This is a genomic window from Pelagicoccus sp. SDUM812005 (assembly GCF_031127875.1).
Lineage (GTDB): Bacteria > Verrucomicrobiota > Verrucomicrobiia > Opitutales > Opitutaceae > Pelagicoccus.
Window position 1 is genome coordinate 47,694 of the sequence record NZ_JARXIA010000025.1, and the last position, 12,692, is coordinate 60,385.

General features: G+C 54.4%; 6 protein-coding genes. 4 read left to right on the forward strand and 2 right to left on the reverse strand.

Going from position 1 to position 12,692, the window contains the following annotated elements; all coding sequences use genetic code 11:
• Window positions 1–7 precede the first annotated feature (7 nt).
• Window positions 8–1,297: a helix-turn-helix domain-containing protein gene (locus QEH57_RS22330; RefSeq protein WP_309009017.1), complete on the reverse strand. Its 1,290-nt coding sequence runs from the start codon at window positions 1,295–1,297 to the stop codon at window positions 8–10.
• 336 nt (window positions 1,298–1,633) lie between these two features.
• Here QEH57_RS22330 and QEH57_RS22335 point away from each other — a divergent pair, with 336 nt between their 5' ends.
• Window positions 1,634–6,154, forward strand: coding sequence for a family 43 glycosylhydrolase (locus QEH57_RS22335; RefSeq protein ID WP_309009018.1), 4,521 nt, complete (start codon window positions 1,634–1,636; stop codon window positions 6,152–6,154).
• A 56-nt stretch (window positions 6,155–6,210) separates the two neighbouring features.
• The gene (locus tag QEH57_RS22340; RefSeq protein ID WP_309009019.1) at window positions 6,211–8,559 is read left to right on the forward strand and encodes a glycoside hydrolase family 95 protein; all 2,349 of its coding nucleotides are present in this window, start codon (window positions 6,211–6,213) and stop codon (window positions 8,557–8,559) included.
• Window positions 8,560–8,574: 15 nt separating this feature from the next.
• Here the strand turns inward: QEH57_RS22340 and QEH57_RS22345 are convergent, their stop codons facing one another.
• Complete coding sequence (locus QEH57_RS22345; RefSeq protein ID WP_309009020.1) at window positions 8,575–9,396, reverse strand: hypothetical protein; 822 nt, start codon at window positions 9,394–9,396, stop codon at window positions 8,575–8,577.
• A gap of 375 nt (window positions 9,397–9,771) precedes the next feature.
• On the opposite strand from QEH57_RS22345, the gene QEH57_RS22350 reads away from it, so the two are divergent.
• Complete coding sequence (locus QEH57_RS22350) at window positions 9,772–10,680, forward strand: alpha/beta hydrolase-fold protein (RefSeq protein WP_309009021.1); 909 nt, start codon at window positions 9,772–9,774, stop codon at window positions 10,678–10,680.
• A 14-nt stretch (window positions 10,681–10,694) separates the two neighbouring features.
• Entirely contained in the window at window positions 10,695–12,638 is a 1,944-nt protein-coding gene (locus QEH57_RS22355) for a glycoside hydrolase family 97 catalytic domain-containing protein (protein ID WP_309009022.1), read from the forward strand.
• Window positions 12,639–12,692: the final 54 nt, after the last annotated feature.

Below are 12,692 nucleotides of genomic sequence, written 5' to 3' on the forward strand. Positions count from 1 at the left end.
GGCTTTTCTAGGCTCCGCTGCGAAACTCCGAGGGGGTGAGGCCGTAACGTTTGCGGAAAGTCCTGAAGAAACTTCCTGGCGAAGAAATGCCCACGCTCCGAGCGATGTCTTCTACTGTGTCGTCCCGTCGCTCTACGAGCAATCGGGTAGCTGCCTTCATGCGAGTCTCTTCGATGTGCTCGCGAATGGTTTTTCCTTTTTCCGCCCGGAAGTCGCGTTCCAGCTGTCGTCGAGAAATTCCCAGGGCGTCGGAGACGGGGTTGACGCCTAAGTTAGGGTCGGAATAATTTTCAGCAATGAATGTAATGGCCCGATGGATACGGGAATTGTTTCGAGAAGATACCTCAGTGCTGGTTCTTGCTTCCACCTTCCTGGGAGCTATTCTGATGCATTCGGTCTCGCATCGTTTGCCCTCCATGAGATCGGAAAGCAGGGCGGCCGCTTGATACGCCATGTCTTCCATGTTCGGGTCGACGCTCGAGAGACTGATGTGGGACGCCTCGCATTCGACCGTTTCGTTTCCTGCCCCGACGATGGCGATTTGGTCTGGAACGCTTAGTTCGATCTCGTCGGCGATCGTCAATAGTTCACCGGAAAGGCAGTCATTGAACGCGAAAAGGCCGATGCGGTCTTGGGGCTTGGAAAGCAGTTCTAGCACGGACTGGCGCCACTCTGTCCAGTTCTCTTGCCATGGTTGAAATGATTTAGCGTGTGGAGGAGGGAGTTGGCCGCAGGGGTATCCGAAGGTTTTGAGCGCTGAATGAAAGCCCGCAAAACGCTCCTGGTTTTGAGGGTCGTCGATAAAGGGAGCCCACAAGAAGTTCTGGCAGCCTACCTCGATAAGGTGCTTTGCTGCGAGTTTTCCGATTTCGAAGTGGTTAGGCTCAATTCTTGGTATTGAGCGGCAATCGTCGGCCAGGCTGACGGTCACGTTCGGCACCTTGGTGCCGTTTGCGAAGGAGGGCTGGTCGGATTGGTAAGGAACGAAGGCGAGAATCCCGTCGCCATCCCATCGCTTGGGAAGCACTCCGGTGTGCAGCATGTCCGTAATAAGGTGCCAGTTGCGTTCCTTGGCGAAACGAGCGATGCCCTGCAGGAAGTCTTGGTTGGCGTACTGGGCCGCGACTAGAATTTTACTTCGACTGGTGGGGCTCTGTCTTGTTCGTCCCTGCTGGGTAGCGGGCTCGGGAGGCAGCCTCTTGTTGGACGGCGGCAGTGGGCTGATTGCGAAGGGTGCTTGAAGCGGGTGGACGGGCTTATGAGCGACAAAAGTAGAGGATGTACTGTTTGCGTTCATGCTAGGGTAAAGTGGGGTAGGGTGCCATGGGGCCGGAGTCGACCGGGACCTTCTCTGCTACCGATTGAACGTGTGGCGTTGGTGAACCGTCAAGGTGGCGTTGGCTAAAAATGGCATATGTCTTTGGTTATATGTACGGGTAGAGGGAAGCGTTGAAAAGGCGGCGGAGGCACGTCTATAGCTACGGTAAAAGGGATTTGCTTACCTTTGTAGGCTTGTTGTGCAAAGGGGGCTTGGGAAGCTTTGTGTACACCCCATACGCGCGTTCTTTTTGCCCTGGTTTCGCTTGCATTAGAGGCGTGTGCTTCGGGACTTCAAATTCCGACATAAGATCCCATGACTGTACGCATATTAGTAAATGTATTCCTTCTCGGTCTCGCTTTGCACAGTCCGTCTCAGGTAGCCCTTGCTTGGCAGGCGGATCAGGGAGATGGCAGGTTTGCGAACCCGGTGCTCTACGCCGACTATCCCGATCCAGATATAATTCGAGTTGGCGACGATTTTTACATGGTATCGACCACCTTTGTGGACGTGCCGGGGATTCGAATCCTGCGTTCGGAAGATCTTGTCAACTGGGAGATCGCGGGGCATGCCGCGATCGAGGTCGATGGTGGCGATGCTTATGACTTGGAGGGCGGCACCGCTTATAGAGAAGGTTATTGGGCGTGTAGTCTGCGTTACAACGAGGGGATTTTTTATGTGTTAGTGAACCCGACTTTTGGAAATGCTAGACTCTATTACAGCGATGATGTGGAGGGTGATTGGCAATACCACCAGCTGGATCGCCCTGCCTATGATCCAGGTCTCTTCTTCGATGATGACGGCAAGGGCTATATCTTCAGCGGCCATTCCGAGATGACGCTTATGGAGTTGAGCGAAGACTACTCGAAAGTGGTTTCGCAATCGAACCGTGTTTTCGACGCTGGAGGTGAGGGGGCTCACGTGATCAAGCGTGGAAACTACTATTACGTATTCAATGCGAATCCTAGTGTATGGCCCTTTCAACTACGGTGTTCCCGATCCCAGAATCTGGCGGGCCCTTGGGAAACCGGCAGAGTGGTGTTAACGGCGACGACCGGTGGGCATCAAGGATCTGTTGTCCAATTGCAGGATGGTTCTTGGTATGGATTCGTTCATCAAGACAATGGGGCCGTTGGTCGAACTCCAAACTTAGGGCCCGTATTTTGGGAAGACGATTGGCCAGTCTTCGGTACGCCGGATAATCGGAACGTGATTTTGGATACAGTCGAAAAGCCCATTAGAGGAAAGGCGATCAGGGAGCCAGCCACCTCGGATGACTTTTCAAGTTCGACCTTGGGATTACAGTGGCAGTGGAATCACAATCCTGACGAAAGCAAATGGTCTTTAAGCGAACGCCCAGGCTTCTTAAGGCTTCGTCCGCTCCGAGCGGATCGCTTCTGGAATGGTAAGAACACGCTCACGCAAAAGGGACAGGGGCCGCAGAGCCACGGTATCGTCAAGCTGGATATTTCCAATCTGCGAAGCGGTGACCGGGCGGGCTTTGGTGTCTTGGGGAAGGTGAATGCCAATGTTTTCGTGGAAGTGGATAGCGAAGGCGACAGATGGTTGCGCAGCAGCTTCGAGAATCGTGGCGTCGGTCGTCACGATGGAGCGGTGCCCATCGCGGTGGAGGCTAATTCCATCTACCTGCGGGCCGACCTAGATTTTGAGGAGGAAGTGGGAATCTGTTCCTACAGCTATGACGGTGCAACATGGACCCGCTTTGGCGGAATATTTACTCTGGGCTTCGATATTACGCACAGCACGTTTCAAGGCCAGAAGTATTCGATATTCTGTTACAACACGGAGACCGATCCCAGCGCTGGTTACGTAGATGTGGATTCTTTCGAACTGGGGGACGATGCGTCGGAACTGTCCATGCAGAGAGGAAGAGCGGTTCTTAACGAAGCTGGTACCACCTTCGTGGCGGACAATGGTCAGCTGATTCGTGGGCCGTTTGCCTCAACGGAGTGGGGCAATCCACCTCCGAAAGAAAACTTGGCGCAGCTGAAGGAGCTTGGACTGAACGCAGTGCATCTCTACGGCGAAGTCTTTGATCCAAACTATCCCGCGGAGGGCAGTCAGGGGCCTGGCTATTCTGCTTCGCGAATGGATCAGATGGTGGAGATGACTCGTGAGCTGGGGCTTTACCTTGTCATTACGATTGGTAACGGAGCCAACAATGGCGATTACAATTACGACTACATTATCGATTTTTGGGATTTTTACGCGCCCCGATACGCCGACGAAACGCACGTCATCTTCGAGATCCAAAACGAACCGGTGGCCTGGACGCCACCCTATTCTCGGTCGGTTCTCGAAATGGAGGTGGATGCCTACGATACGATACGTAGCCATGCTCCGGATACGCCTGTGCTGCTAATGACTTACGCTGTCTTTTCGAATTGGGAGGCGGCTCTGAATGATCTTTCTAAAATACACGACGATATCGACTGGAGCAATGCAGCAGTCGCTTTTCATGGATATGCTGGGCATGAGGAAACCACTCCCGCATTGGAGAAGATGCTGGAAGCGGGCTACCCGATGTTCATGACGGAATTCACAACTTCGGAGTGGGGGTACAGTTTGGACCACATCGATTTGGAGATGACGGCATCCCTGGAACGATTGGGAATTTCATGGCTCAACTTTCTCCACGTCCCGCCCAATTTTATCAATGAAGCGATTAACGATCCTACTGCTTATTCGGACATCGTGAACCGTTCAGGACTCGGCTGGGTTCCGGACTTCGGAGAATGGCCCGTGCAGCGAGGCGTCTTTGGAAACCAAGGACTGCCGCGCGAGACTGGTGGCGAATGGATAAACAACAAGCTTACGGGAACCCTGCGGGTGGAAGCGGAAGATTTTGATACCGGAGGTCAAGGTATTGCCTACAATGACTTGGACAAGGCGAACAATCAGGGGGAGTATCGGCCTGATGAAGGTGTGGATATCCGCAGTGTAAGTGACGGTGGAAGCTGGTTCGCGGTAACGTCCGCGGAGCCGGGTGAGTGGCTCGAGTATACGGTTTTCGTTAAGGAGCCGGGGCTCTACGCTTTGAAGGTTCGTTATGCTGCAGTATCGAGTTCTACAATACGGATGGACTTCAATCGAATCGATGCCACGGGATCCATGGTGATGCCGAGCACTGGCGGCTCTAATATTTGGGGGACGGCTGAGACTGTGGTATTCCTCGACTATGGTCAGCAGAAGGTTCGCCTAGAGGTTGATTCTGGCGTGATTGATCTGAATTGGTTTGAGTTGACGCCCGCATCCGATGGACCTGTCCCCGATGGTACTTACCGCTTCGTCAATCGAAAGAGCGGCCACTCGATCGGAGTTGACCTCGGTTCCTACGAGCTCGTGCAGGAAACCTACCAAGGTTCTGGCCAGGAATGGCAACTCACGCATCTGGGAGCTGGCAACTATCATGTAAGATGGGCGAACCAAAACTTGAAGTGGAGCGTTGGACTGGAGCAGGATAACGACGATCCGATGGAGGTGGTACCTTGGACGGACTTGGTGCGCAACCGGCGAGTGTTGATCACTTCAACGGCGAATGGATTTTTCAGACTCCGCAGCGCGGTGAGTGGATTAACGGTGGTTCCTATGTCCGCATCGGTTGATGAAGATGCTACCGTGGTGCAACACGTATACGATGGAAGCGCGAGCCAGTTGTGGGCAATTCAGTCAGACGCTTCCGTTTCGTTTCCGTTAGGATTGAGCGTAGGCACTGTAGGTGCGGGGAATCAATTGACCTGGGACGCAACCGAGGGAGCGAGCAGTTACAAGGTGAAACGGTCGCCTGTATCCGGAGGGCCCTACACGGATATCGCCTCAGGCGTGACGCAGACGAGCTACGTGGATTCTGATGTAGAAGAGGGCGATGTTTGGTTTTATGTCGTTAGTGCTCAGATCAACGGCGCCGAGAGCTTGGAGAGCGCTGAGGCAAAATCGAGTCCGCCGCTCCTCTACGCCAGTTTCGGCTTCGACGCGTCGAGCGGCGCTTCGGTAGTCGATAGCTCCGTGAGTGGTTGGGAAGGTGCGCTTGCTGGAGATGCCAGTTGGTCCAGCGGGCGTGATGGAAACGCTGTTCAATTGCATGGCGGCGATGGGCATGTGCTCTTGCCTGAAGGCATCGTCAGTGAGCTAAATGAGATTACAATATCGACTTGGGCCTATCTTGACGAACGACATTTTTGGTCCCGGATCTTCGATTTTGGTTCAGGCACGGGCAATTACCTGTTTCTCACTCCCAATGGCGGAGGCGGCACGGTTCGTTTCGCAATCACCGATGGTTCGGGAGAGCAGGTGGTAGACGGTTCGGAACCCTTGCCGCTTGGAGAGTGGCTGCACCTTGCGGTGACGATGAAGGGCTCGCTCGCTATCCTTTATGTCAACGGGGAGGAAGTCGGGCGCAATGGCGAGATGACTTTGAACCCTTCCAGCTTGGGTGTGACTAGCCAAAACTATATAGGGCGCTCGCAATGGCCTGACCCTTACCTCGAGGGGCGAGTTGATGATTTTCGGATTTATTCCAAGGCCTTGGATGCGGGCGAAGTGTTGGCGGTGATGCAGGAGGACGTGAGGCCTGAGCTTGATCCCGCGGAAGCGAATGAGGTTCGCTTTGTCTTCGACCAGTCGCAGCTGCGTATCACACTGAAGGATACAATTCTAGGACGTCGTTATCAGGTCGAAACCTGCGAAACGCTCTTGGATTCTGACTGGGAGGCTGTCGGAACGCCCGAGAGGGGAACGGGAGAGGCGCTAAATTGGAACATACCTTTGGATTCCGATAAACCTGTGCTCTTTTATCGCTTGAGGATCGAGCGGTAGAGCTTTCCGTCCTAGAAGCGTTTGCTATGAACTGATCAATTGTTTTCATCAAGACTATGCCCCATCGCTCAATTCTCATTTCACTCGCGCTGGCGAGCTTCGCTCCGCTGCTCGTAGCAAAAAATTCAACTTTGCTCCGGTACGACGAGCCGGGTCAGTTCGAGCCTTTGTCCGAGGGCTTACCGATCGGCAACGGTAACGCTGGCGCTCTGGTAATGGGGCGCACGGCGGACGAGCGAATCGTGCTCAATCACGATACGCTCTGGGCAGGCGGCCCTTACGATCCGAGCTATCCCGAGGCGGCAGAAGCGTTGCCGAGAATCCGAGAGCTGCTGTTTCAAAACAAGCACAGTGAGGCGCAGGACTTGGTGCAGCGTTCCTTCATGGCGAAGCCGATGCGGCAGATGAGTTATCAGTCTATGGCGGACCTTCTGATGAAGGTGCCCGGTCACGAGTTCGTTGACGACTACGAGCGTTCCCTCGATTTGAGTAGAGCCCTTGCTGCGGTGAGCTACGTGAAGAATGGGGTGCGATTCACCCGAGAGAGCTTTGCCAGCTCTCCCGAGGGTGTGCTTGTGTTTCGAATACAAGCTGACCAGCCGTCGAGCGTGGATGTGACCCTGCAGTTGGGCTCCTTGCACGATGGGGCTCGCCAATCCTATTGGGCCGAGGGAATGAGAATTGCCGGTAGAAACAGTTCAAGCGAGGGGATCGAGTCAGGTTTGCGGTGGGAAGTGGAAGTGTCGGTCAAGAGAGAGGGTGGCTGGGCGCTTCCTGGGGATGGGTATTTGAAAATCCGTGACGCAGATAGCGTAACGCTGCTGGTGGCTGCGGACACGAGTTACGTAAACTGGAAGGACGTCAGCGGCGACCCGCATGAGCGGAACGCCGCGAAGATCGCTGCCGCGTCTAGCTATGAATACGAGGAACTGAAGTCCCGACACATTGCCGACTACCAATCTTTGTACGATCGTGTGGAGCTGAATCTCGAGAGTCCGCGACCCGACTTGTCTCGGCGTCCTACCGATGCCCGCATTGCTACTTTCTCGCAGGACAATGACCCGGCGACGGCGGAGATGTACTTCAACTTCGCCCGCTACCTGCTGATCTCTTGTTCCCGTCCCGGATCGCAGCCTGCGAACTTGCAGGGGCTTTGGAACGACAAGCTGTCGGCCCCTTGGGGGAGCAAGTACACGATCAACATCAATACGGAGATGAACTATTGGGCGGCTCAGGTGTTGCAGTTGGGCGAGTGCGTAGAGCCGCTTGCCGCGATGTTGCATGAGCTCTCGGAGTCGGGGCAGCGAACGGCCAGGAATTTCTATAATGCCTCGGGGTGGGTCACGCATCACAACACCGACCTCTGGCGGGCGACTGCTCCGATCGATGGAGCGTTTTGGGGGATGTGGCCGATGGGCGGAGCCTGGTTGAGCCTCTTCCTGTGGGAGCGTTACGAATTTAGCGGGGATATCGCCACGCTTCGAGAAGACTATCCAGTGCTGAAAGGGGCGGCTCAATTTTTCTTGGATACGCTCGTTGAAGATCCAAGAACTGGATACTTGGTGACTGCCCCTTCGAATTCACCGGAGAATGCTCACCACGCAGGGGTGACCAACGCGGCAGGCCCCACCATGGATAATGCAATCCTGAGGGACCTGTTTCGGGCGGTTGGGCGAGCGAGCGAGGTCTTAGAGGTGGATGCCGCTTTTCGCGACGAGGTAAAAGCGACCGCTCTGCGCCTCAGCCCTTTCAAGATCGGCGAGGACGGGCAGTTGCAGGAGTGGCAGTTCGATTGGGACTTGGGAGCTCCGGAAATGGATCACCGTCACATTTCCCACCTTTATGCGCTGCACCCGAGCAACCAGATTTCTCCGCTCACCACCCCTGAGCTAACGAAGGCGGCTCGTAGGACATTGGAGTTGCGCGGCGACGAGGGAACGGGCTGGAGCTTGGCATGGAAGGTAAACTTCTGGGCGCGTCTCCTCGAAGGCGAGCGAGCTCACGACCTCCTGGAGCTTTTGATCAGCCCGGGATATTGCTATACCAACATGTTCGACGCCCATCCACCGTTCCAGATAGATGGTAATTTTGGTGGGGCCAACGGCATCGCAGAGATGCTGTTGCAAGCCCACCTAGAGGATGAGGCAGGTGTACCAATGATTCAACTACTGCCGGCTTTACCCGCCTCATGGCCTGCGGGCTCGTTCCGAGGGTTCAAGACGCGGAAGGGGTTCACGGTAGATATGGCATGGGAAGGCGGAGAACTGAAGTCAGCGCTGGTTCGCGCGGATCGGGACGGCTCCGTGACCTTTGTTTTAGGGGAGAAGCGGGGGCGCTTCGATTTGAAAAAGGGCGATGAGATCAATTTGAGCGAGGGATTGGAATCTGCTGAGATCCTTCGCTAGCCCAGCGACCGTAGCTTACTCGATGTCCTTATGGTCTTCGGAGGTATCGATGACTTCGAGTTCGCCCATCTCGATCTTTCCGGGAAGCAAGTTTCGCCGCATTCGACCTGAGGCGGTCCCAAAGAGCTTGGAGGCGGATTGGGCCATGTTGGCGAGCTCTTCGTCGAAGTTTCGCCCTTTGGCTCGCATGCTGAATCGGGTGATCCAGAGGACCTCCTTTTCCTTTTTCTCGACCAGTTTTTTGAAGTCGTAGGCGACGAGGATGACGAAGTAACGTGAGGCTTCCACTTCGGCGACGAGGTCGTCGAAGATCAAGCGCTGCGGCCCGCCAAGGGTGTCGTCCTTGTAATGTTCGAACAGGTCCGGAGCGAACCCGAGCAGTTGAGCATTGTAGTCGTTTGCTTGGCGCCGGGCTCGCTCAGCCATCGACTGAATGGTGAGCATCGTCTCTAGCTTCGCTTCCGACGGGGTGGCGCTGAATGTGACGACTCCTGCGCTTTCTCCGTCGAGTTCTAGGCTGTCGAGCTGGTCGATGGTCGCGGTCAGGTTTTGGATGACGCTCTGGCTCAATCCGTCGTCGAAGGGGATCGTTTTCCCCCAGTTGACGACGATCATGAGATCGGTTTTACGAGGATCCGACTGGGGCAAGTAATTTTGCCGGTGAAGGGCATTGGCTAGTATCTCCGCCATTTCTTCTACGGTGAGGGCGTTGAGGGACTCGTCTTTTCCGCTGGGATCGATGGTCTTGCCCATTGCCAGGGCGTAGGTTTCAGCTTTCCAAGCTCCGTTGTCTAGTCGCTCCCGTTCGTAATTGGGACTGGTTACGGAGTGGGCCATGGTGTGGCGAGGCCTGGGCTCTTTGGCGGAAGTCGTGGGGACGGCGATGAAGCATTGCAGGGAAAGTGAGAGGAATGGGAGTATTAGAATAGCGCTCGTTCTCATGTGAAGTAAAAGAAGGTGATGTTTTCGTTCATCAGTTCTAGCTTAGCTCTGGATAACGAAAGGAAGGAAAGCCTCAAAAGTATTCATATACCACTATAGTCATGGGTTGATTATTTCTTATGACTGTAGATATAGAGTAAGTTTTACTAACTAAGCCTTGAAGCCTTTGTGAGGGAAGGGCTTGATCGTAAGGGTACGTCAACCCCGTAACGCTTCCCCGAATGGCGAGTCGATCTAGCAGAATCGCTTCTTCGTGGCGTGTCTTGGATCATGCTAAAAAAACTCTCTCTATTTCTCGTTTTTCTACAATTTACCTACTGCCACTGTTTGGGGCAAAACGATGGAGCGGAAGAAGCTCGTCGGAATTTAGGGCGCGAGGTTGTTCTGGGGCCTGCAGATGTACGGTTTTATCCTGAGCCACCCGAAAACTATCGTTTGCGGCGCGATGACATTGATCGGGGGGCGATCGAAGCGTTTCGCTACCAATCAGGAGTGACCCAGACAGAACGTTTGGCGAACGTGTATCTGCCTCCTAACTACAATGAAGCAAAGAAGTATCCGGTCCTATACTTGCTGCATGGAATCGGGGGAGACGAGACGGAGTGGATTCGCTTTACTCAGCCCAATGTGATCCTGGACAACCTCATTGCCGAAGGGAAAGCCGCGGAAATGATCATCGTACTCCCTAATGGTAGGGCGTTACCTAACGACCGGGCGGAGGGAGAGATTTTTTCACCGGAGAAGATCGAGGGCTTTGCGAAATTCGAGCAGGATCTTGTCGACTATCTCATCCCAGCAATCGAAGCGAAGTACTCGGTGCGAAGGGATCGTGAGCACAGAGCTCTCGCTGGCTTGTCGATGGGGGGCGGACAGTCATTGAACTTTTGTCTGACGCGCTTGGATACTTTTTCTTGGTTGGGAGCCTTTTCGGCTGCTCCCAACACGAAGCCAGCGGAGGAGCTGATACCCGATCCGGAAATAGTGAAGGATCGCCTCCAGCTTTTTTATCTCTCCTGCGGCAACCGTGACGGGCTCATAAATGTTTCGCAAGGGATGCAGCGGTATTTGGCGAAGCATGATATCCCTCATATCTGGAATGTGGATGACCACGGGCATGACGCGGAGACTTGGGGAAGTAACCTTTATCGATTCAGCCAACTTGTTTTTCAATCCCGTTAGAATCTACGATCAGAATGAAGTGTCTGCTATCTCTTTCCGCTGCAATGGCAGCAATTATATCCAACCTCGATGCCCTTGAGTTACAGAGTCCCGCGGGAGATCTGCGGGTCAATCTAGAGCTTGAGGATGGGGCCCTGACTTACGCCGTTTATTACGATGAGGTGGTGGTTTTGGAACCTTCACCACTCGGATTGGAAACGAGCATCGGACGTTTCGACCGTGGCCTTGAACATATTGGGCAGGAGGAGCGTCGCATTGAAGAGAGCTACGAGCTGCCGCATGGGAAGGTGAGGCACGTGGACTACCTCGCCAATGAGTTGACGGCACGCTATCGGAACGAGCAGGGGGATTTGATGGAGGTTGTTTTTCGCGTTAGCGACAACGACATTGCCTTTGCGTATCGAATTTCTAGTGACGAAAAGGTTCGCATGATCGTGGAATCTGAACGCACGGGCTTTGACCTTCCGAAAACGGCGACTGCATTTGTGACGCACCAAGCCAAGGCAGGTACTGGATGGATGGGGACCAAGCCAAGCTACGAAGAGGGATATCTGCTAGACGCGGAAGTCGGTACGGCCTCTCCCACAGGCTTAGGCTTCACGTTTCCGGCGTTGTTTCGGCTCGGCGGAAAAGGTTGGTTGATGGTTTCTGAAACAGGCGTTTCCAGCAAATATGCAGGGACAAGACTGAGCGATCCAAGTCCGGACGGACTCTATCGAATCGCCTTTCCCGAGCCCGATGAGAATGGAGGTATTGGCGCATCGACTGTGGCAACGGCGCTTCCTATGACGACGCCTTGGCGTACCCTTACCTTTGGAGAAACCTTGGCGCCCATCGTCGAGTCTACGGTGGCGACTGACGTGGTGAAGCCGATGTACGAGGCATCCATGGACTACCGTCCCGGGCGTGCTACTTGGAGTTGGTTGCTTTGGCAGGACCCGAGCATGAACGAAGAGGCGCAGCGGACGTTCATCGACCTCGCTGCGGATCTAGATTTCGAGTACATTTTGATCGACGCGCTGTGGGACAGAAATCTGGGTCGAGATAAATTAGCTGAGCTGGTTACGTACGCGAATTCCAAAGACGTCGACGTTCTGCTTTGGTACAACTCTAACGGTTTTTGGAATGATGCTCCGCAAGGGCCACGCAATCGCTTGGACAGTGCTCCTGCTCGGGAGGAGGAGATGGCTTGGCTGCAGTCGATCGGCGTGAAGGGCCTGAAGGTCGACTTCTTTGGCGGAGACAAGCAAGTGACGATGAAACTCTACGAGGATATCATGACGGATGCCAATCGCTATGGCCTGAACCTCAACTTTCATGGAGCCACCCTCCCGCGAGGCTGGGAACGAATGTATCCAAATCACATGACAAGCGAAGCGGTGACCGCATCGGAGAATCTCGTGTTCTCGCAAGGTTTTGCCGATAGCGAAGCTTGGCGCAGCACTGTGATCTCTCTGGTGCGAAATCCTGTGGCGGCGATGGACTATGGCCCGCTTGTTTTGAATAATCGGTTTTCGGGCGATCCGGAGAGCGGAAATGTTCGCAGGACGACAGACGCGTTCCAGCTTGCGACGTCGGTCTTGTTTTTCTCTCCTCTGCAGCATTTCGGACTTACGCCTCGAGTTTTCGAAGAACAACCCGGCTACGTGATAGAGTTCCTGCACGAAGTGCCGGCAGTATGGGACGAAACGCGATTTGTGGACGGCTATCCAGGGACGCATGCGGTGATTGCTCGTCGTTCCGGTACCCGATGGTACCTTGCCGCGACGAATGGCGAGGAGGAAGCCAAGACGCTATCTTTAACGGTTCCTTTTCTCGCTGGCGAGACGCTCTCTCTCATTCACGATAAAAAGGGAAAGCAGCATTCCGGTTTGAGCGAGTTGACCGTGGAGGCTGACGGTCAGTTGAAACTCGACCTAGAGGGGCACGGTGGAGCGGTCCTGTATCACCGAAAATAGCTTTTTGCCGTACCCCGTGCTTCATCCACTCGGATTTCGATCAACCAGTTCACA